The organism is Mesorhizobium sp. BHbdii (assembly GCF_053848045.1).
In genome coordinates this window covers 320,453-341,371 of the sequence record NZ_JBSPKX010000002.1, presented here as the reverse complement: position 1 = coordinate 341,371, position 20,919 = coordinate 320,453, and the positions used below count along the sequence as shown (strand labels likewise).

21 protein-coding genes and 1 tRNA gene are annotated in these 20,919 nt (G+C 61.8%); 8 read left to right on the top strand and 14 right to left on the bottom strand.

What is annotated here, in order from left to right; all coding sequences use genetic code 11:
* Positions 1-59: 59 nt before the first annotated feature.
* Positions 60-896 (bottom strand): phenylalanine 4-monooxygenase, encoded by an 837-nt coding sequence (phhA, locus tag ACWTU8_RS14365; RefSeq protein ID WP_455848683.1) that lies wholly within the window; start codon positions 894-896, stop codon positions 60-62.
* A gap of 133 nt (positions 897-1,029) precedes the next feature.
* Between phhA and ACWTU8_RS14360 the strand changes: the two genes are divergently transcribed.
* Positions 1,030-1,506, top strand: a complete 477-nt coding sequence (locus ACWTU8_RS14360) for an Lrp/AsnC family transcriptional regulator (RefSeq protein WP_029347288.1) — start codon at positions 1,030-1,032, stop codon at positions 1,504-1,506.
* A gap of 58 nt (positions 1,507-1,564) precedes the next feature.
* On the opposite strand, the gene argB is transcribed toward ACWTU8_RS14360, so the two are convergent.
* Both argB and ACWTU8_RS14350 read right to left on the bottom strand, forming a co-directional pair.
* On the bottom strand, positions 1,565-2,458 hold the full coding sequence (argB, locus tag ACWTU8_RS14355) for an acetylglutamate kinase (protein ID WP_455848682.1): 894 nt from the start codon (positions 2,456-2,458) through the stop codon (positions 1,565-1,567).
* Positions 2,459-2,557: 99 nt separating this feature from the next.
* Positions 2,558-4,054 (bottom strand): amidase, encoded by a 1,497-nt coding sequence (locus ACWTU8_RS14350; protein ID WP_455848681.1) that lies wholly within the window; start codon positions 4,052-4,054, stop codon positions 2,558-2,560.
* A 130-nt stretch (positions 4,055-4,184) separates the two neighbouring features.
* On the opposite strand from ACWTU8_RS14350, the gene ACWTU8_RS14345 reads away from it, so the two are divergent.
* From ACWTU8_RS14345 to msrB, 4 genes are all read left to right on the top strand, one after another.
* Positions 4,185-4,724 (top strand): sigma-70 family RNA polymerase sigma factor, encoded by a 540-nt coding sequence (locus tag ACWTU8_RS14345; protein WP_065011610.1) that lies wholly within the window; start codon positions 4,185-4,187, stop codon positions 4,722-4,724.
* On the top strand, positions 4,721-5,419 hold the full coding sequence (locus ACWTU8_RS14340; RefSeq protein WP_455848680.1) for an anti-sigma factor: 699 nt from the start codon (positions 4,721-4,723) through the stop codon (positions 5,417-5,419). The genes ACWTU8_RS14345 and ACWTU8_RS14340 overlap by 4 nt, the downstream gene beginning before the upstream one ends.
* A gap of 213 nt (positions 5,420-5,632) precedes the next feature.
* Complete coding sequence (locus tag ACWTU8_RS14335) at positions 5,633-6,190, top strand: fasciclin domain-containing protein (protein ID WP_455848679.1); 558 nt, start codon at positions 5,633-5,635, stop codon at positions 6,188-6,190.
* A 216-nt stretch (positions 6,191-6,406) separates the two neighbouring features.
* On the top strand, positions 6,407-6,910 hold the full coding sequence (msrB, locus tag ACWTU8_RS14330; protein WP_455848678.1) for a peptide-methionine (R)-S-oxide reductase MsrB: 504 nt from the start codon (positions 6,407-6,409) through the stop codon (positions 6,908-6,910).
* A gap of 145 nt (positions 6,911-7,055) precedes the next feature.
* Here msrB and ACWTU8_RS14325 read toward each other — a convergent pair whose 3' ends face one another.
* Both ACWTU8_RS14325 and ACWTU8_RS14320 read right to left on the bottom strand, forming a co-directional pair.
* Positions 7,056-8,648 (bottom strand): DHA2 family efflux MFS transporter permease subunit, encoded by a 1,593-nt coding sequence (locus tag ACWTU8_RS14325; protein ID WP_455848677.1) that lies wholly within the window; start codon positions 8,646-8,648, stop codon positions 7,056-7,058.
* Positions 8,649-8,670: 22 nt separating this feature from the next.
* Entirely contained in the window at positions 8,671-9,852 is a 1,182-nt protein-coding gene (locus ACWTU8_RS14320; protein ID WP_455848676.1) for an HlyD family secretion protein, read from the bottom strand.
* Between the two features lie 161 nt (positions 9,853-10,013).
* Here ACWTU8_RS14320 and ACWTU8_RS14315 point away from each other — a divergent pair, with 161 nt between their 5' ends.
* Complete coding sequence (locus ACWTU8_RS14315) at positions 10,014-10,733, top strand: TetR/AcrR family transcriptional regulator (protein WP_065011606.1); 720 nt, start codon at positions 10,014-10,016, stop codon at positions 10,731-10,733.
* 100 nt (positions 10,734-10,833) lie between these two features.
* Here ACWTU8_RS14315 and yihA read toward each other — a convergent pair whose 3' ends face one another.
* From yihA to rpmH, 5 genes are all read right to left on the bottom strand, one after another.
* A complete protein-coding gene (yihA, locus tag ACWTU8_RS14310) occupies positions 10,834-11,493 on the bottom strand; it encodes a ribosome biogenesis GTP-binding protein YihA/YsxC (RefSeq protein WP_455848675.1) in 660 nt (219 codons plus the stop codon).
* Complete coding sequence (locus ACWTU8_RS14305) at positions 11,490-12,128, bottom strand: CatB-related O-acetyltransferase (protein WP_455848674.1); 639 nt, start codon at positions 12,126-12,128, stop codon at positions 11,490-11,492. The genes yihA and ACWTU8_RS14305 overlap by 4 nt, the downstream gene beginning before the upstream one ends.
* A gap of 267 nt (positions 12,129-12,395) precedes the next feature.
* Complete coding sequence (yidC, locus tag ACWTU8_RS14300; protein WP_455848673.1) at positions 12,396-14,219, bottom strand: membrane protein insertase YidC; 1,824 nt, start codon at positions 14,217-14,219, stop codon at positions 12,396-12,398.
* 13 nt (positions 14,220-14,232) lie between these two features.
* Positions 14,233-14,586 carry a ribonuclease P protein component gene (rnpA, locus tag ACWTU8_RS14295; RefSeq protein ID WP_455848672.1) on the bottom strand — a complete coding sequence of 118 codons (354 nt, stop codon included), beginning with the start codon at positions 14,584-14,586 and terminating at the stop codon, positions 14,233-14,235.
* A 16-nt stretch (positions 14,587-14,602) separates the two neighbouring features.
* Positions 14,603-14,737: a 50S ribosomal protein L34 gene (gene rpmH / locus ACWTU8_RS14290; protein WP_008833937.1), complete on the bottom strand. Its 135-nt coding sequence runs from the start codon at positions 14,735-14,737 to the stop codon at positions 14,603-14,605.
* 306 nt (positions 14,738-15,043) lie between these two features.
* Here rpmH and ACWTU8_RS14285 point away from each other — a divergent pair, with 306 nt between their 5' ends.
* Together ACWTU8_RS14285 and ACWTU8_RS14280 are read left to right on the top strand one after the other, a co-directional pair.
* Entirely contained in the window at positions 15,044-16,531 is a 1,488-nt protein-coding gene (locus ACWTU8_RS14285) for an ATP-binding protein (RefSeq protein ID WP_455848671.1), read from the top strand.
* 213 nt (positions 16,532-16,744) lie between these two features.
* A tRNA-Arg gene (locus ACWTU8_RS14280) sits at positions 16,745-16,821 on the top strand.
* A gap of 309 nt (positions 16,822-17,130) precedes the next feature.
* Here the strand turns inward: ACWTU8_RS14280 and ACWTU8_RS14275 are convergent.
* From ACWTU8_RS14275 to ACWTU8_RS14260, 4 genes are all read right to left on the bottom strand, one after another.
* Positions 17,131-17,844, bottom strand: a complete 714-nt coding sequence (locus ACWTU8_RS14275; protein ID WP_455848670.1) for an SDR family oxidoreductase — start codon at positions 17,842-17,844, stop codon at positions 17,131-17,133.
* A 109-nt stretch (positions 17,845-17,953) separates the two neighbouring features.
* Positions 17,954-18,988: an alpha/beta fold hydrolase gene (locus ACWTU8_RS14270; RefSeq protein WP_455848669.1), complete on the bottom strand. Its 1,035-nt coding sequence runs from the start codon at positions 18,986-18,988 to the stop codon at positions 17,954-17,956.
* A gap of 29 nt (positions 18,989-19,017) precedes the next feature.
* A complete protein-coding gene (locus ACWTU8_RS14265; RefSeq protein ID WP_455848668.1) occupies positions 19,018-20,139 on the bottom strand; it encodes a redoxin domain-containing protein in 1,122 nt (373 codons plus the stop codon).
* A 67-nt stretch (positions 20,140-20,206) separates the two neighbouring features.
* Positions 20,207-20,869: a VOC family protein gene (locus ACWTU8_RS14260; protein WP_455848667.1), complete on the bottom strand. Its 663-nt coding sequence runs from the start codon at positions 20,867-20,869 to the stop codon at positions 20,207-20,209.
* Positions 20,870-20,919: the final 50 nt, after the last annotated feature.

Genomic DNA, 20,919 nt, shown 5'->3' with positions numbered 1-20,919 from the left:
GCCGAGGGGATCGCAGACGCCCGCGCCGATCGGCTGCGAGCGTCCGAGCCTGCCCAGGCCTAAAGTTTCGCCGGGTCGAGCGCCGGCTTGCCCTTGTGTCGTCCGACGATCGCTGCCAGGCCAGCGACGTTCTGGAAGGCATCGCGCAAAACGTCGAAGGACGGCAGCACGAAATAGGCGCGCTGGAACTTGTCGATCTCATAGCTGGTGCGCATCACCGTTTCCAGATCGAAGGGGACATGGTGCGCGTCCTTGCTTTCAATCGCGAATTGAAGTTCCGCAAAGGACGACATCAGCCCGGCGCCGAAAGCCTTCAGCGGTTGGCCTGCTTCCTGGATCAGCCCGTATTCGACAGTGTACCAGTAGAGGCGGCTGATCATCTCGTCGCCGCCGAGCGCGATCAGATGCTCGGCCTTCTCGCCATACATCTGCATGAAATCGGCAAAGACCGGCTGCGTCAGCGCCGGCACATGGCCGAAGAAGTCGTGGAACATGTCCGGCTCGACGATGTAGTCGAGCTCTTGTTTCGTCCGTAGCCAGTTGGTCACCGGGAAGCGGCGGTTGGCGAGGTGGACGAAGAAGGCTGGTGCGGGAATGAGGCCCGGCACGGCGACGATTTCCCAACCTGTAAGCTTGCGCAGTTTTTCGCTGACGACACCGAAATCCGGAATCTTGTCGAGCAGGCCCAGCGTGGCGACGCCGTCGAGATAGGACCGGTGTGCCAGCTTTTGCGTCAGCTTCGTCTGGCGGTCGCACAGTGTACGCCACACCGCCTGCTCGTCAGCGGTGTAGTTGTAGCTCTGCTCCACGGTGAAATCGGGACGGCAGACCGAATAGTCGCCGCGAAGGCCTTGCGCCGCGCATTCGCGGGCATAATCGGCAACGCTCATCGTCATGGCTGTTCTCCCTGGAAATCACGATTAATCATAAAAGTTTAGCCGGGTCCGGTGAGGCAAATCCGCTTTGATGATGGCCCGAACAGGCGATTTGAGGTAAAAGCCACCACAGCAAAGCTGTAGGAGAGTGAAAGTGCCTCAGTTTGACGATTTTGAGATCAAGATGCTCGATATCTTGCAACGTGACGGACGCAAGCCGGTGTCCGAACTGGCCCAGGAGATCGGCCTTTCGACGACGCCATGCGCGCGCCGCTTCGAGGCTCTTCAGAGCGCCGGCATCATCAAGGGCTTTGCCGCTGTGCTCAGCCGCCGCGCCATCGGCCTGATGGTCGAAGTGTTCATTCAGGTGCGCCTCGTAACCCACAGCGATGGTTCGCCCGAAACCTTCATCGCCGCCGTGCAGCGCATGGACGAGGTGTCGTCCTGCTGGACGATGACCGGCGACTACGATTTCCTGCTGCATGTGATGGTGCCGTCGGTCGACGAGCTCAACGCCTTCGTCATGCATCGGCTGATGCGGCTCGACGGCGTGCGCGATGTCCACACGCAGCTCGTGCTGCAGAACATCAAGGGGCCGGGCCACGTGCCGCTTGGGCACCTCAGGCGATGAGTTTGCCCTGGCGCCTGCGCCGCCCTGGATTTCTGGCCGACAAGCTGTCAGCCTGCGCTCACGGCACGATCAGCGTGCCGGCGCCGTGTTCGGTAAACAGTTCGAGCAGCACAGAATGCGGCGTCTTGCCGTTGAGGATGACGACGCCTTCGACGCCGCGCTCGATCGCCTCGATGCAGGTCTCGACCTTGGGGATCATGCCGCCCGACACCGTGCCGTCCCTGATCAAGGCCTTGGCCTCGGCCACGGTCAGCTCATCGATCAGCTTCTTGTTCTTGTCGAGCACGCCGGGCACGTCGGTGAGGAACAGAAGGCGTGTCGCCTGGCAGGCGCCGGCGATGGCGCCGGCAAAGGTGTCGGCATTGATGTTGTAGGTATGGCCGTCGCGGCCGGGCGCCACAGGCGCCAGCACCGGGATCATTTCGGAGCGCGCCAGAAGGTCGAGCAACGTGCGGTCGACCTCAACCGGCTCGCCGACAAAGCCGAGATCGAGCACGCGCTCGATATTGGAGTCCGGGTCGATCAAGGTCTTGCGTGCCTTTTCGGCGAAAACCATGTTGCCGTCCTTGCCGCACAGGCCGATGGCCCATTCGCCCTCGGCATTGATCAGCGCCACGATTTCCTTGTTGATCGAGCCGGCCAGCACCATCTCCACGATCTCGACCGTCTTCTGGTCGGTGACGCGCAGGCCGCCCTCAAACTTCGATTCGATGCCCATCTTGCTTAGCATGGCGCCGATCTGCGGCCCGCCGCCATGGACGACGATCGGATTGACGCCCGATTGTTTCAGCAGCGCGATGTCGCGGGCGAAGGCCTTGCCGAGCGCAATATCGCCCATGGCGTGGCCGCCATATTTCACCACGACCGTCTTGTTTTCGTAGCGCTGCATGTAGGGCAGTGCCCTCGAAAGCAGCGCGGCCTGCATTTCGGCGGTGGCGGCGACGTCCGTCATCGGCATGGTTCCCAGCTTGGCATGAACGGCGGCGTCTTAGCGGGAATTGGAGCAGGGGGCAAACGGCTTTGCTGTCACATCAGGTGGAATCGGCCGCTTCTATGCTGGCATTCGCAGCGGCGCCCGCCGCGCCTGCCATCCCGAAATCTTCTCCATTTGCGCGGCGAAGGACAACAAGGTCTCCTCATCGCCGGGTCGGCCGGCGGCCTGGATGCCGAGCGGCAGGCCGGCATCGGTGACGTGAACAGGCAGCGCGATCGATGGCTGGCCGCTGACGTTCTGGATCGCCGGCCAGTGCGTGAACCACAGGCTTTTGTCCATCAACTGGCCGAACAGCGGCTTGAATTTCAGCAGACGGGCGAGGCGCAGCCTGTCGAGGACGTCCTCTATGAACGCGTCGGCGCCCTTCGGGTCCATGGCCCCGCAGGCGAGCGGCGGATGGGCGATAACCGGCATCAGCACGGCATCGTACGGCGTGGTCTCGGTGATCAGGCGGCGCGACGTGGCATGCAGCCGCTGCAGGCCGGCATAGATCTCGCCGGCCGAGACGATCTCGCCGAAGCGGCTCATCAGACGGGTGGCGCGCTCGACGTCGCCCGAAACGGAGCGGCCGACACGCAAGACCTCAATGCGCATCGCGCCGGCGACTGCCGCAGCCACCGTCCTGGCGAAATCGGCGATGAAGTCGCGACCGATATAGGGGAGATCGATCTCCTCGATCGTGTGGCCACCTTCGCGCGCCAATGCCACAGCGGTGTCCAGCGCCGTCAGCGTCTCGGCCGATATCGGCAGGCCGAGCGGCGATTTCCGGTAGACGGCCAGTTTCAGCTTGCCGGGGTCACGCACTGCTGCGGCGGCAAAAGTTCCTCTCGGGGGCGGCGCCGCATACGGTGACAGCGGATCGGGTCCATGGGTTAGGTCGAGCAGAAAGGCTGAATCACGGACCGAGCGGGCAACGGCGTGGTCGACGACCAGACCGTACCAGCTTTCGGTGACGAGCGGCGACAGCGGCACACGGCCGCGCGAGGTTTTCAGTCCGACCAGCCCGGTGCAGGCGGCGGGAACGCGGATCGAGCCGCCGCCATCCGAAGCATGTGCCACCGGCACGACACCGGCCGCGACCAGCGCCGCCGCACCTCCAGACGAGCCGCCGCTGGTATGCGCCGTATTCCACGGATTGCGGGTGATGCCGAAAGCGGCGGATTCGGTCATCAGCCTCAGCCCATGTTCGGGCGAAGTGCTGGTGGCGATCGGGACAAGGCCGGCGGCCAGATGGCGTTCGGTCATCACCGAATCGAAATCGGCAACGAAAGCCGGAATGCGGCTGCCGCCATGCGTAGGCACGCCTTTCATGGCGATGCCGAGATCCTTCAGTGCAAAGGGCACACCGGCCAGCGGCAGCTTGCGGTCGATGGTTTTCGCCCGCGTCCGCGCCGCCTCGTAAAGCGGCTCGGCGATGGCGTTGATGTCCGGGCGGGTGGCCTCGGCTCGCGCAATCGCGGCATCGACGAGCTCCTGCGGCGCGATCTCGCCCTTGCGCACCAAGCTGGCAAGCCCGGTTGCGTCGTGCTCCCACAAGACCCGTTCAACCGACATTGCCGCTCTCCCCGCTATGAGAAGGCTAGCGGTTGGGGATTTTCTTGGCAATCGAAGTCGACGACGCTCCCGGTGCACAAGAACGCTTCGGCCGTTGCAAATACATTGCAATTGCCTAATTTGGCAGCCGATGACGCCGCAGGACATCAGCAACCTGATGGTCCGGACTTCGATGAAGGACCGGGCTGCGTTCGATCTGCTGTACCGGCAGACCAGCGCGAAACTGTTCGGCGTCTGCCTTCGTGTATTGAAGGACCGGGGAGAGGCAGAAGAGGCGCTGCAGGAGGTCTTCGTCAAGATATGGACGAAGGCGGACCGTTTCGCCGTCTCGGAGCTAAGCCCGATCTCCTGGCTGGTGGCCATTGCGCGCAATCATGCGATCGATCGGATAAGGGCGCGGCGAGAGCCTGCCACCTATATCGATGCTGCGCTCGAGGTGGCCGATCCGGCACCGGGACCGGAGGCTGCGGTTGTTGCGGGCGGTGAATCGGAGCGCATCTATCGTTGTCTCGATGAATTGGAAAAGGACCGGGCGGCGGCCGTCCGGGGCGCCTATCTCCAGGGCGAAAGCTATGCCGAACTGGCCGTACGCCATGGCGTGCCGCTGAACACGATGCGGACCTGGCTGCGGCGCAGCCTGTTGAAGCTCAGGGAGTGTCTGGAAAGATGACGCTGGCGCAGGATGACGGATCGGAACCTGGGGGCGACGACCTGTTCGCCGCCGAATACGTTCTTGGTGTGCTGGACGCGGACGAACGCGAGATCGCGTCACGCCGTATCGACGCGGACGCCACTTTCGCGCGCCTTGTCGATGCCTGGGAGGCGCGTCTTTCGCCGATGGCCGCCGCCTATCCGGAGACAGAGCCGCCGATTAGGGTCAAGGAGGCATTGGATCGCCGGCTGTTCGTGGCAGAACCTCGCTCCGGCCTCTGGTCGAGCCTTGCCTTCTGGCGCGGTCTTGCTGCCGCTTCTGTCGCAGCGCTGGCGATCACCATCGCCGTGCCTTACCTCAACCCGCCGGTCGAACCGCCGCGGCTTGTCGCATCACTGACCGCTGACGGCAGCGACGTCAGATATCTTGCCGTCTATGACGCTGCCCATCGCAAGATCGGCCTGTCGCATGTCTCCGGTGAGCGTGCCGCCGGCAAGGATTTCGAACTGTGGATGATCGAGGGCAAGAATGCGCCGGTCTCGATGGGCATCATCCCGGCCGGTCAGATCGCCCATATGACCATTGCGCCGGCCGTGCAGGAAAAGCTTGCACAGGGCGCCGTGCTTGCGGTCAGCCTCGAGCCGGCCGGCGGTTCGCCGACAGGTCAGCCGACCGGCCCTGTGGTCGCTGCGGGCGATTTGAAGAGCATCTGATCGCCACCTATCTGCTTTCCAGAAGATGTCAAATCTATCGCCTGTGATGGCGTTGGCCCGTAAGAATACATCCTTGAACGGCTAACCCTTTGAAAACCCCCGCTCGAATTGCGAAAAACTAAATTTTTCCCGAACGTCGAAACTCAAACACTCATCTTCCGTATCTGCTTGCGCCCCAAAGAGGGGAACGACAAACCCGAGGAGATTGAGATCATGCGTAAATTCGCCACCCTTTTGCTTGCCGGCACGGTCGCCGTTTCCGCGCTCGCCACTGCCGCCTATGCCCAGAATCCGATGGTCGGCGGCGCCGCCATGTATGCCACCAAGAACATCGTCGAGAACGCCGTCAACTCGAAGGATCACACGACGCTGGTTGCAGCCGTCAAGGCCGGTGGTCTCGTCGACACGCTGCAGAGTGCCGGTCCCTTCACTGTGTTCGCGCCGACCAACGAGGCCTTTGCCGCCCTTCCGGCCGGCACCGTCGACACGCTGCTCAAGCCCGAAAACAAGGACAAGCTGGTCAAGATCCTGACCTGCCATGTCATCGGTGCCAAGGCGATGGCCGCCGACGTCGCCAAGATGGCCATGGACGATGGTGGCGCGCATAAGGTCAAGACGGTTGGCGGCTGCGAACTGACGCTCAAGGCCGACGACGGCAACGTCACCGCGACGGACGAGAACGGCAATGTCGCCAATGTGACGGTCGCCGATGTCGAGCAGTCGAACGGCGTTATCCACGTCATCGACAAGGTTCTCCTGCCGAAGATGTAACAAAGCGGTCGTCGCCAACGAAGATATGGCTGAGGTTCCATGCCGACTGCGCGGGTTCCGCTTGCGTGACCCGCGCAATCGACAAGCGTACAATCCGCGCCGTCCGCTGTAGGCGTGGGGCAGGTGCGGAATGCCGGTTGTCAGGAACTGGCCGTCACTAGCTTTTGATTTCCATGTGACTGTCGAATTTGGCAAATGGACAGAGGAGGAATGGTGATGATCCGGCGCGACTTTCTTTGGAGCGGTGCCGCCGCTGTGGCATTGTTGGCAGGCACGGCAGCAACGCTGCGCATGGGCCGGCCGCAGGATGCGCACGCCGCCGAAACCTTCGAGGTCACCAAGACCGAGGCCGAGTGGCGCGCCATCCTGTCCGATGCGGCCTTCAATGTGCTGCGCAAGGAAGGCACCGAATATCCCGGCACCAGTCCGCTGCTCAACGAGCACCGCAAAGGCATCTTCGCCTGTGCCGGCTGCGACCTGCCGCTCTATTCCTCTGAGACGAAGTTCGATTCCGGCACCGGCTGGCCGAGCTTCTGGCAGGAGCTTCCCAACGCCGTCGGCAAGACCGTGGACAGGTCTCTCGGCATGACCCGAACCGAGGTCCATTGCCGCCGTTGCGGTGGTCATCTCGGCCATGTCTTCGACGATGGCCCGCCGCCGACCGGCCTGCGTCATTGCATCAACGGCGTCGCCTTGACCTTCAAGCCGGCCACCGCCTGACCTAAAGCGCTCGCGTTTGACCGGCCTCACGCGACGCGCTTTAGGTTGTTGTCTTATGCATGTCGTTATCGCAAAACCGCTGCGCACTTTTGCGCGACATGCATTAGAGCGCCGCGCGTCCTTTTGGACGCGCAAAGTTGCACGATCAATGTCCGCCACCTCCGCCAGCCTGCTCTGCCGGCTTGCGGATGACCATGGTGAAGATCGCCAGCGTGGCGAACAGCGCCGTCAAGAGATAGAACACGTCCATGAAGGACAGCAGCGAAGCCTGCTGCTGGACCATAGCAGACAGTTTGGAGATCGCCGCCTTGGACGCGTCCAGGCCGGAATTCTGCTGGAAGTCGAGCGTCATGTTCTGCAGCTTGGTTTGCGCCTCGGCACTGCCCCATTGCACATGCTCGGCCAGCCTTGCGTAGTGGAATGCGTTGCGGTCGATCAGCACGGTGTTGATGACGGCAAGGCCGACGGCGCCACCGAGATTGCGGGTGAGGTTGAACAGGCCGGATGCATTCTTAAGCCGGTCAGGCGGCAGCGTTCCCAGTGCGATGTTGTTGATCGGCACCATGCACAGCATCATCGAGGCACCACGCAGGATCTGCGGCACCAAAAGCTCCCAGAAATCCCAGTCGGCGGTCAGATAGGTCATGCGCCAGGTGCCGGCAGCGAAGCCGAAGAAGCCGATCATCATCATCAGCCGCGGATCCATCTTGCGCGACAGAATGCCGGAAATGGGCGCGGTGACGAACATCGCCAGGCCGCTGACGAACAGCGCCTCACCGATCATCAGGGAATCGTAGCCGCGGATACGCCCGAGATATACCGGATAGAGATAGGTCAGACCGTAGAGACCGATGCCGATGACGAAGGAGAACAGCGAGCCGAAAGCGAAGTTGACGTTGGTGAAGGCCTTCAGGTCGACGATCGGCTCCTCGGCTGTGAAGGCGCGCCAGAAGAACAGCACGGCGCCGGCTGTCATCAGGATGGCGCAGATGAACACGGCCTGGTCCTGAAGCCAGTCGTTGTTAGGACCTTCCTCGAGCACATATTCCAGCGAACCGAGGAAAGCCGCCATGCCGGCAAGGCCCCACCAGTCGAACTTGCGGAACAGGCTGAGATTTGGCTTGTCGAAGTCGATCAGCGACCACGCCGCGGCGGTCACCAGGATGCCGGGCACCACGTTGATCAGAAACAGCCAGTGCCAGGACGTGGCATGGCTTATATAGCCGCCGACAGTCGGGCCGATGGTCGGCGCCAGCGTCGCCACCAGACCGATCATCGGCGACACCATGGCGCGGCGCGACGGCGGGAAGATGGTGAAGGCGGCAGCGAAGACGCTTGGAATCATGCCGCCGCCGATGAAGCCCTGGATGGCGCGGTAGACGATCATCTGGTCGATGTTGGTGGCGGTCGCCGCCAGCGCGCTCGCGGCGGTGAAGCCAGCCGCGGAGACGGTGAACAGCACGCGCGTCGACAGCATCCGGCTGAGAAAACCGGACAGCGGGATCATGATGACTTCGGCGATCAGATAGGCAGTCTGCACCCACGGGATTTCGTCGGAGCTGGCGCTCAAGCCCGCCTGGATCTCGGCCAGCGAGGCCGAAACGATCTGGATGTCGAGGATCGCCATAAACATGCCGAACACCATCGCCAGGAAGGCGATGATGCGGCGTGTGGAAATCGTGTCAGGCGTAGCCGGCCTCGCCGGCGGCGATCCTGCTGTCAAGGTCGCGGTTGCCATGCCAGTGCTCCCAAGCGGCCGCTCAGTTCGACGCGGCCGGCGCGGTGCGGCTGTCGACGGCCACGACGACGCTGAGGCCGGCGCGCAGCTTGCCTGTCTTCAGCACATCCGCCGGCACGTCGATGCGAACCGGGACGCGCTGCACGACCTTGGTGAAATTGCCGGTGGCGTTTTCCGGTGGCAGCAGCGAGAACACCGCGCCGGATGCCGGCGCCAGGGACGAGACGGTGCCTTCGAAATCCTGGCCGTCGATCGCGTCGACCGATATCCGGACCTTTTCGCCGGGCACCAGCCGGGCAAGCTGGGTCTCCTTGAAATTGGCGACGATGTAGAGCTTGTCCATCGGCACGATGACGGCGAGCTTCTGTCCGGGGCTGATCAGGTCGCCCTGCTCGACCGAGCGGTTGCCGACCACACCGTCATAGGGCGCGCGCAGCACGGTGAAGGACAGGTCCCGCGCGGCCTTGTCCCGGGCAAGCTGCAGCGACGCCAGCGTGCTCGCCGTCTCCGCGCGCTGCGCCTGAAGCACACCGATATTGGCCTGCGCCGCGGCGATCTGGGCGTCGGCACCTACAAGGGCGGCATTGGCCTGTTCGACCGCGGTCTGGGCATCATCCAGCTGGGCCTGGGTGCCGACATGTGTCTTGAGCAATTGGGCGGCGCGCGTTTGAACACGCGCCGCATTGGCGGCGGCGGCCTGATCGGCGGTCTTCTGCGCCTGCGCCTGCTCGAGCGATGCACGCGCCGCCTCGGTCTGGGCGTCGATACGGTCGAGCGTCTTGCTCAAGGTGGCGATCTGGGCCTCGGCTTGGGCGACCGCTATTTTGTAGTCGCCATTGTCGACGACCAGCAGCGGGTCGCCGGCCTTGACCTGCTGGTTCTCGGTCACCTTGACCTGATCGACATAGCCGGAAATTTTCGGCGAAATGAATGCCATGTCGGCCTGGACATAGGCGTCGTCGGTTGAGATCATGAAGCGCCCGTCGGTCCAGTAATCGTAGCCATACCAGGCAGCTGCGCCCAGCAAGCCAAGCGCGATGATCGGCAACAGAAGGGAGCGTGCCGAACGTTTCTTTTTCGTCGGCGCCTCGGCCGGAGGACTTATTGCCGGCTCAGTCGGTGCGTTCGGCGCTTCCGTTGCTGGCGCGATCTTGGCGTTGGGGAAGGGACGGACTTCGGCGGTTGGGGTCGCGTTCGAGGACATGGGATCTCTCTTGGCATCTCTCTGGAAACTGGGCATCTCTCTGGAAATAATCAGCAAGACTGAACCGTTCGGTTCGATGCGAACTTGACTTAGCGCGGAGAGCGGCCCATATCAAGGGTGATCGAACCGATCGGTTCGAATATTTTTCGAGGTGTGACACTATGACCGAACCCGACAAGGACCAATGCGATCTGCTGGATGGCCTGCGTCGCGGCCGCCCCGCGGCGGGACAGGACCCGGTCAAGCGCAGCCAGATCATTGAGGGCGCGCGCCGCGTCTTCATCGACAAGGGCTTCGAAGCGGCGTCGATGAACGACATCACCCGCGAGGCCGGCGTCTCCAAGGGCACGATCTATGTCTATTTCGCCAACAAGGAAGAACTGTTCGAGGCGCTGATCGAGGAAGAGCGCGGCACGATCTTCAAGAACATGTACGATATGCTCGACCGCGCCGACGACCTTCGCGAGACGCTGGTGAAGTTCGGCAAGGTGCTGTCCCTCAAGATCACCTCGGCCAAGGTCATCCAGGCGCAGCGCACGGTAATCGGCGCGTCCGACAGGATTCCCGAACTTGGCGCGCGTTTTTACGAACGCGGCCCGAAACGCGGCCACGACAAGGTCGTTGTTTTTCTCAATGCCGCCGTCGAACGCGGCCTGCTCAAGATCGACGATGTCGACCTTGCCGCCTATCAGTTCACCGAACTGTGCCTGGCAGGTCTCTTCCGCCAGTGCATATTCGCCTACCGCACCAAAGCGCCGAGCCCGGATGAAATCGACCACATCGTCAGGTCGGGCGTCGGCATGTTCCTGAAGGCTTACGGCACAGAAAGGCTTGCTACGGAAGAAAGCACCCAGACGATAGCACTAGAGGCAAAGTCCTAAAAGCGCGTCGGGTTTGACCGGCCTCACGCGACGCGCTTTAGGTTGTTGTTTTATGCATGTCGTTATCTCAAAACCGCTGCACACTTTTGCGCGACATGCATTAGCCGCCATTGGCCGCCAGCACGATCGCCGCGCGCAATTCCTCAAGGCCCTCGCTCTTTTCCGACGACGTGGCGAGAACGAACGGAAACGCGGCCGGCCGCTTCTTGATCTTCTGCAGTGTCTCTTCGATCAATCGCGGCACGCCGGCCGCCTTGATCTTGTCGGTCTTGGTCAGCACGATCTGGTAGGAGACCGCCGCCTTGTCGAGCAGCGACAGCACTTCGTCATCCTTGGCCTTGATGCCATGGCGGGCGTCGATCAGCACATAGACCCGCTTCAGCGTGACCCGGCCCTTGAGATAGTCGAAGACGAGTTTCGTCCAGTCGTCGACCTTCTCCTTGGGCGCGGTGGCGTAGCCGTAGCCCGGCATGTCGACCAGCGCCATCGGCGGCAGGTCGGTGCCTTCGCCGGAAAATCCACCCGGAACGAAATAATTGAGTTCCTGCGTCCGCCCCGGCGTGTTGGACGTGCGCGCCAGCCCCTTCTGATTGACCAGGGCGTTGATCAGGGACGATTTGCCGACATTCGAGCGGCCGGCAAAGGCGATCTCCGGCGGCCCCTCAGGCGGCAGGAACTTCATCGCTGGCACGCCGCGGATGAAGATCCACGGCCGCGTGAATAGCTCGATGCCGATCACGCTCTTGTTCAACGCGTTCAAACCGCTGCCTCCAGAAGAGAAATATCGGCGCCCCGAATGGCGTTGAGGTTGCGGCTGATCTTTTCCACCGGCCAATCCCACCACGCCGCCGCCAAAAGCCGCCGGATGGTCCTGTCGTCGAAGCGCATTTTCACCACCTTGGCCGCATTGCCGGCGACGATCGCATAGGGTGGCACGTCATGCGTCACCACCGATTTTGCCGCAACGATGGCGCCATGGCCGATCGTCACGCCGGGCAGGATCGCCGCTTCCATCCCGATCCATACATCATTGCCGAGCACTGTGTCGCCGCGCAATTCCTTCGACCAAGTCGCCGGGTCGAAACCCTCTTCCCAGCCATGACCGAAGATGTTGAACGGATAGGTCGAAAAGCCGGACATGGCATGATTGGCGCCGTTCATGATGAAGCGCGCGCCCTCGGCGATGGCGCAGAACTTGCCGATGATCAGCCGGTCGCCGATGAATGGATAATGATGCAGCACGCATCGCTCGGCGAATTTGTCCGGCCCGTCCGGATCGTCATAATAGGTGAAGTCGCCGATCTCGATGTTCGACGCCGTGACCAGTCCCTTCAGGAAACCGACGCGACTATGCATCGGGATCGGGTGCTTGATATTGGGGTTGGGTCCGATCATGGTGTGGCTCCATCGACGAAATAACAGGCAAGGTCAAAATAGCGTGATCCGCCAGGCAGCACCAACCGCGTGCGCAGCGGATCATCCTTACCTGTTCATCGACGGAGCGCTCCTGAAACGAGAGCGAGCTATAGGGATGTGCCGCGGCGGCGTCTACCGCCGGACCACTGGTTTCGCCATTTGCTGGCGGCTCGGCTTGTTTGAAAAAAAGGCCCCGGTCTGTGAACTGACCGGGGCTTTTCTGGATTCACAAAAAGCGAGCGCCTTCTATTCCGCCGGCGACGGTTTCTTCCGGAACAGCGCGACCAGATTGTCCCACAATTCGATCTTGGCGCCCTGCCGCTTCATGATCACGCCTTGCTGGATGATCGAAAGCAGGTTGTTCCAGGCCCAGTAGATGACGAGGCCGGCCGGAAAACCCGCCATCATGAAAGTGAAGACCACCGGCATCCAGGTGAAGATCATGGCCTGCGTCGGGTCCGGCGGCGTCGGGTTCATGCGCATCTGCAGGAACATGGTAACGCCCATGATCAGCGGCCAAACGCCGATCATCAACATATGCGGCAGGTCGATCGGGATGAGGCCGAACAGGTTGAAGATCGAGGTCGGATCCGGCGCCGCCAAATCCTGGATCCAGCCGAAGAACGGTGCGTGCCGCATCTCGATGGTGATGTAGAGCACCTTGTAAAGCGCGAAGAAGACCGGGATCTGCAGCGCCACCGGCCAGCAGCCGGCGAGCGGATTGATCTTCTCGGTCTTGTAGAGCTCCATCATCGCCTGTTGCTGCTTCATCTTGTCGTCCGCGTATTTCTCGCGGATCTCGAGCATCTTGGGCTGCACCTTCTTCATGTTCGCCATCGATGCGTAGGACTTGTTGGCGAGCGGGAAGAAGAGGGCCTTGACGACGACGGTGGTGGCCAGGATAGCCACGCCGAAATTGCCGAAGAATTTGTACATCGTGTCGATCAGGTAGAACATCGGCTTGGTGATCCAGATGAACCAACCCCAGTCGATCAAACGGTCGAACAGCCTGATATGGCGATCTTCCGCATAGGCGTTGACCTTGGCGACTTCCTTGGCGCCGGCGAAGATTTCGGTCTCGACCGTCGCCGACTGGCCGGCATCGACGGTGATCGGGTCGGTGAGGAAGTCGGCTTGGTAGCGCGGGCGGCCGTCCTCGAAATAAGCGTAACGCGGCTGGAACGGCTGCTTCTCGGTCGGCACCAGCGTCACCGCCCAGTATTTGTCGGTGATGCCCAGCCAGCCATCGGTCGACTTGCCCGGCGTGTACTGCTTGTCCTCCTCGACGGCCGCGTATTTGTGTTCCTGCAGGCCTTCCGTGCCGGTGACGCCGATCAGCCCTTCATGCAGCACATAGATGCTGGCAACGGCAGGCTTGTCGAAGCGGGTGACGCGGCCGTAATTCGACAGGGTGACTGGGGTTGAGCCTGAATTCTGCACCGTGTCCGAGACCGTGAACATATAGTCGCTGTCGACGGAGAAGGTGCGCTTGAAGGTCAGGCCCTTGTCGTTGGTGAAGCTCAGCGTAACCGGGGTTGCCGGCGTCAGCGTCGCATTGCCATCGACGGTCCACACGGTTTCCGGGCCTGGCACCGTGCCGGTCTTGTCGCTGCCGACAAATCCGATCTCGGCATAGTAGCCGGTGGGCAGCGCTGCCGGGTTGAGTAGTTCGATCTCGGGCGAGTTTTTGTCGACCGTCAGCGTGTAGTGCTTGAGCTTGAGGTCGTCGAGACGGGCGCCGGTGAGATTGATCGAGCCCTCCAGGCTCGGCGTGTCGATCCTGACGCGCGTCGTCGACGCCAGCGCCTGCTCGCGGCCGGCAGGCGTCGCGCCATCGGTCCCCGGTGCATTGGGTGCATTAGGAATGGCGCCTTGCTGCGGCACCGGCGTTTCGCTGCTGCCCGGACTGGCGCCTTCGGCCGCCTTCTTCTGCTCCGCAATCCGCTGCTCTTGTATACGGGCCGCCTCGCGTTGCGCCTCGCTGTAAGGCATCACGTAAAAATACTGCCAAAGCGACAGGATCAGCACCGACAGCGCGATGGTGATGAAGAAGTTCCGGTTGTTTTCCATCGAAAGCCTTGGCCTATCGTGTTCCGCGCAGTCTGCGGGAGAGTTCGGCTTTCAACTGGCCGAACGGAATAGTAAGCACATCTTCGCGCCCGACGATGACATAGTCATTGCCAGGCTCCATGTCACCCGTGGCATGCGTGCGCACGGCTTCTCTCAGCCGCCGCCGGATGCGGTTGCGGACGACTGCATTGCCGACCTTCTTGGTGACCGTGTAGCCGACGCGAGGCGCGTCTGCATCGCTGCGGCCCAGAACCTCGACGAGAAAAAGCCGCCCGCGGCGCTTCTCGCCACGCCGGACAGCCAGGAATTCCGCGCGTTTCAGAAGCCGCTTGGGATGTGCTCCCACTGGCTTGCCGGTTGCGGGCAACGATCTCGTCTTCCGTTCAGGCGCTGAGCCGCTTGCGACCGCGGTTGCGGCGGGCTGCGACGACGCCACGACCACCCTTGGTGGCCATGCGGGCACGAAAACCGTGCCGGCGTTTGCGGACGAGTTTGGACGGTTGGTAAGTACGCTTCATTTGTTTTAATACCGCGGGGTGCGGCCCTTCTTGATTCTGTCACTCTGTAACAGGAGCTTTGCCGGGCCGGCTTTGGCGCGATCGAAACCGCGCCGGGACGAATGGCCCGAGCGTGAGCGGGCTTATAGAAAGAAGGGTTTTGGAAGTCAATCCGGCGCCGACATCCGGCGCCTCAGCCGATTGGCTGAAGTGTGATGGCCGAAGTCTGGGCGGTATCATCCCGTATTGGGACGAAGGATGAAATTGGCAAAAAAGCCGCAATGGCCTAATCTTGGCTGATCAAGCGATCGTGAAGAAAAAAGCTACATGAGTGAAATCCCATCCGCGGAGGAAAGGACCGATCGGGCGACGGCGGCCGCCCGGAGGGTGCCTTTGTCGCGTGGATTGTCGACAAAGCTCCTGCTGCTTACCATCGTCTTCGTGCTCCTGGCCGAGGTCCTTATCTTTCTGCCCTGGATCGCCAGCTACCGGCTGAGTTGGCTTAAGGAGAGGCTGAGCACCGCTGCGGCCGTCTCGATCGTGCTGGTGCAGGGAGAGCCCGCCTCGCTGTCCCGCGCCGCCCAGAACGACGTGCTGATGGCGATCGGCGCCAAGGCGATCGCCGTGCGCGACGGCGGCGTCTCGCGGCTTCTGGTCGTGGCTGAGATGCCGCCGCACGTCGATGAACATATCGACATCGCCAATGTCGGCCTGGTCGAGGGCATGACCGGCGCTTTGGACACGCTGTTTTTCGGCGGCGAGCGGATGCTGCGCGTTTTCGGCCCGGTCGGCGACAGCGACAAGGAATTCGAGCTGATCATGCCCGACTACAGCCTGCGCGATGCCATGCTCATCTATTCGCGCAACGTCGCCTTCGTCTCGCTGCTGATCTCGCTGTTCACCGCCATGCTGGTCTATGCCGCAATAGACCTGATCATGATCGGCCCGATCCGGACGATGACGCGCTCGATGCTGGCCTTCTCCGAGGCGCCCGACGACCCCGGGCGGATCATCCGCCCTGCTGCCCGCGCCGACGAGATCGGCGTTGCAGAGCGCGAGCTCTCGCAGATGCAGGAGCGGCTGCAAAAGATGCTCTCCGAGCAGAAGCATCTCGCCGACCTTGGCCTCGCCGTGTCGAAGATCAACCATGATATGCGCAATATCCTGGCGTCGGCGCAGCTGATGTCGGATCGTCTGCGCCAGGTCAAGGACCCGACCGTGCAGGCCTTCGCGCCGAAACTGCTGCGGGCGCTCGATCGTGCCGTGTCCTATTCGGAAGGTGTGCTCGCCTATGGCCGCACCCAGGAGCCGCCGCCCTCGCGCCGCAGGCTTAGGCTGCGCCAACTGGTCGACGACGTCCACGGCCTGCTCGACACCGAAGGCGGCATCGAATTCGTCAATGCCGTCGATCTGGCTTTCGAGGTGGATGCCGATTCCGATCAGCTTTTTCGCGTGCTCACCAATCTTTGCCGCAACGCCGTGCAGGCGATGGCGGCGGACGCGGAAAGTGCGGTGGTGCGCCGGTTGGCAGTGTCGGCCGAGCGCGTCGGCAGCGTCAGCCGCATCACCGTCACCGACACCGGCCCCGGCCTGCCGCCGAAAGCGCGCGAGAACCTGTTCGCGGCGTTCCGCGGCTCGGCCCGCAGTGGCGGCACCGGGCTCGGCCTGGCAATCGCCTATGAATTGATCCGCGCCCATGGCGGCACGGTGGAGCTTGTCGAAAGCAGAGGCGGCCGCACCACCTTCGCGGTAACCATTCCCGACCAGCCGGTCCGGCTCGACCAGGCCCGCAACGGCCTGCGCCGCCCGGCCTGACCCGCATCAATTCCCTGATCCGGAGCAATTCCAGAGAAGTGTGTGACGGTTTTCCGTCCGGAATTGCGCAGAACAAAGAGCAGGCCAACACGCGAACAGCAAAACTTTTGCCTATCGGCTTGCTTTTCGGAAATTCAGTCGCTAGGGAACACGTCACATCGCGGCCGGTCGTTAAGGATCGGATCGTGGGCTATGCAAAGCATGGCCTGTTGCGCGCCCGTAGCTCAGCTGGATAGAGCACCAGACTACGAATCTGGGGGTCAGGAGTTCGAATCTCTTCGGGCGCGCCAATAATTGCAAGAGCTTAGCTAAAGGCTGCCATACTAAAATCAAAATTAGTATGGCAATTAGCATGGCGCGGCTTCGTGGATTTCTGCCGCCTGCATTGATGGCGCGTTTGCCGCCGATTGGGTACGGGCCCGCTCTCTGGTTGAGCCACGCTTGCTCGACCCCAGGCTGCGTCTTTGCGCGGCATCGTCGTGCGCGAAGATATGACTCGTCGCTGACATTGAGCAGCAACGAACGAACGGCGGGTTTCAGCACAAGCGGTCTTTGGACAGACGGCCGGGACGACTGGAGTTGCCAATAGCGCTATGCGATTAGCCAAGTGGTGGCGGGTCGAGGTAGATTGGCTTTCCGTTGGAGAGGCTTCGCTTAACCTCTTTGGTGAAATCATCAGCGAGCACCTCTTCCTTGTTAGCCTCAAGGCCGATCAAGGCGGCTTCCGCAGCCTGCTGCGGACTGATTTTCTTCATGTCGAATCCAAGGGTCATGTCCGTATCCATGAAGCTCACATGCAGACCGAGCACTGCCGTCTTCTGACCGCGGAGCTCGATACGCAAGGCGTTTGTGAAGCTCCAAGCCGCGGATTTCGAAGCCGAATATGCGGCAAGCACAGGCCGGGCATACCAGGTCGCGTCGGACAACACATTGATGATTGCTCCGCCGCCGTTCCTGGCAAGGATCGGAGCGAATGCCTGGCTGACGGCGATCGTTCCGAAATAGTTTGTCTCGAGAATCTCCCGCGCTCCCTCGATCATAATCGGGTCAAGAGTGCTGCTGGTCAGGCGGGCAATGCCAGCGTTGTTGATCAGCAAGGTAGTATCGCCGCATTGATTCGCGGCTTCGGCTATTGAGGCGTGATCGGTTACATCCAGTCCGACCTGTATGATGCCCGGCCTGCTCTCATCAGTGGGTTTGCGCACACCGGCATAGATCTTTCTTGCGCCGCGTTGAAGGGCTTGCTCAGCAAAGGCCAAACCCAGCCCGCGATTTGCGCCCGTTATGAACAGTACGGAGTCTTGGATAATCATGTTCGTCCTCTCTGGCGGGCTGGTTCAAATCGGCCAAAAGCCGTTCATAGTCCGCGTAGCTGAAGTAGCTCTCTCTTTGAGTCCATTGCCAGCGGCGCCTATAGGCCGATCAATGACTGTCCGCTTCGACGACAGCTTTGGCGAAGGCTTGGGGAGCTTCCTGCGGTAAATTGTGCCCGATGCCGCCATCGATCGTCCGGTGCTCATACTTGCCGGAGAATTTCCTGGCGTAGGCGCTCGGATCCGGATGTGGCGCGCCGTTGGCATCACCCTCAAGCGTGATGGTTGGCACGGTGATGACGGGAAACTCGGCAAGCCGCTTTTCGAGATCGTCATACTTCGGCTCGCCTTCGGCTAAGCCGAGCCTCCAGCGATAGTTGTGGATCACGATCGCGACATGATCCGGATTGTCGAAGGCCGCAGCGCTGCGGTCAAAGGTCGCGTTGTCGAACGTCCATTTCGGCGAAGCGATCTGCCAGATGAGTTTTGCGAACTCGTGCGTGTATTTCTCGTAGCCGGCCTGGCCGCGCTCGGTTGCGAAATAATACTGGTACCACCATTGCAGCTCCGCCTTCGGCGGCAGCGGCATCCTGTTGGCCTCCTGGCTGCCGATCAGATAGCCGCTCACGGAAACCAGCGCCTTACAGCGCTCCGGCCACAGCGCCGCGACAATGCAGGCTGTTCGAGCGCCCCAGTCGCAACCGCCGATGGTTGCCTTGTCGATCTTGAGAGCATCCATCAAGGCGATGATGTCGAGCGCGATCGCCGACTGCTGGCCGTTTCGGACCGCGCTTGAAAGAAAGCGCGTCGTGCCATAACCGCGCAGATACGGCACGATCACGCGGTATCCCTTCGACGCAAGCAAGGGCGCGACATCGACATAGGTGTGGATGTCGTATGGCCATCCGTGCAGCAGGATTACCGGGGGGCCGCCGGCAGGTCCTATATCGGCGTAGCCGACGCTCAGCACGCCGGCGTTGATCTGATTCAATGGCCCGAAAGATGTTGCTGGCTCTTCGGTTGCCTGCTGTGCTGCTGCCGGAGCGATCAGCCCGAGCTGAGTGGCTGCGACAGCCATCGCGGCGTTGCCTAAGAAGCGGCGGCGATCTTGGTCGATCCCATCCGGGACACTGAGCGAATGCATTTGGGAAACCTCTATCGTTGCGCAGGCAATCAGCCGAACGTGAATGCGAAGACCTCCACATCCGAGTCGAGAAACTCGATCTCGAACTGGCGATCGACGATGGGGTGCGGTTGGCGGATCAGTTGGTACAGGCGCTGCTCCGTCACCGTGCCTTCGCCTTTTTCGTCAATGTCAATTCCGTGAGCCGCGCCTGGCGGCTGTCCGTCGATCAGCACCCGAAATCTCACGGAAGTTCCCGTCGCTGCCGGCCCCATGACGAGATGAAGATCGCGGGCGTGAAAACGATATGCGATGCGGCCATTGGGCTTGTTCAGTACAGCGGTTTCCTTCGTTACCGTCCAACTGCCAGACAGCCCCCACTCGTTCAGACCCAATCGAGCCGGCACTTCGTAGATGCGCGGGTCCTCCAAGGTCGGTTTGCCGCCGGACGCAAAGTTCTGGGTGCGATCATACCCGAGGTAATTTTCTGGAGACTTGAGGCTGTCCCAATCGGCCGCCGCTTCGATGCCGCGGACATCTACCGAAACCGGCTCACTGTCGAATCCGCTGGCTCCAGCCTCGGCCAGCAATTCCTGAATGATCTTTTCCGATTGTTCGTATGAGCCTTCGCCAGAATGATGATGCCGAACACGTCCCCGCGAATCGACGAAATAGAGCGCCGGCCAATACGGGTTGTCAAAGGCCCGCCATATGAGATGGCCGTTGTCTACCGCGATCGGGTAATCGACTGCCAAATCCTTCGCGGCGCGACGTACGTTGTTCAAGTCTTTCTCAAAAAAGAACTCGGGTGAATGCACACCGATCACCACCAAACCTTGATAGCGATACTTCTCCTCCCACGCTCGGACATAGGGCAGCGTGCGCAGCCAGTTGATGCAGGTATAGGTCCAGAAATCGATAAGGACGACCTTGCCGCGCAAAGCCGATGCCGTCAGGGGCGGTGAGTTAATCCACTCGTCCGCACTCTCGAGAGAAGCAAGCTCGGATTGACCCGCAACAGCCCCGGCGGAAAGCCCGTGAAGGAACGGAACCTTTGCCTGTTTGGAGGTTATCGGCGCCGTCATATTCGTATCTCCTACAAAGCCTGCAATCGATGCGCCGATTGCTGTCGCGAGTACCGCGGCTACCAACAGCCTGTTAGTTTTCATCATGACGCCTCTGGGTACGATTGAAATTGGCGCGCGCACAGGAGTGGACACAACGCGCGCGCCGAATTTCTCAGAGTGGCAGCGGCTTGCCGGTTTGCTCCGCCACCATGTACTCGGCGTACCAGTCGGGCCAGTTCTCGTCGCGCTGGCCGCCGTTGCGCTTTTCGTGCTCGCCATGGGCTCCCGACGCGCGCCGCATGGCAGCAGCAAGGTCCGCTATGGAAGCGTAGTTGGTGGTGTTGGAGTCGACCCGGCCGGGGAGCCGGGTGGTGACCTCCTGCAGCAGCCACTCATTGCCATCCGGATCCTTGAAGGTCGCGTAGGAGGAATAGCTCTGCCGCTCCGGATGCCTGCCGCTAACCGCCGGCTTGCCTGGACCGGCGCGGTGGAACACTTCGCTCACCTCGACGCCGTGGCCGATGAGTTCGGCGCGCGCCGCCTCGATGTCTGGCACGACGAGGAAAAGCCCACTGGCGGAGCCGGGCGCTGCCGGCGTGATGCCGGTGCCGAAATGGATCGAGGCCGGCGAACCCGGAGGCGTGAACTGCATCGCCCGGAACGTGTCGCCGACGACGAAATCGCCGTCGAGCCTCCAGCCCAGGCCTTCGTAGAACTGCTTGGAGCGCGCGGCGTCCGAAACGGGGATGACTACGGCCTCGAGCTTCATGTCGAGGGGACGCGTTCCGGGGGTTTCGATCGGGTCTTCGCTATGCGCCAGGATAATGCTGCTCATGTCGATCTCCTTAGGTTTAACCTGTTGAGCGTTGAACGCGTCCGGGCTGG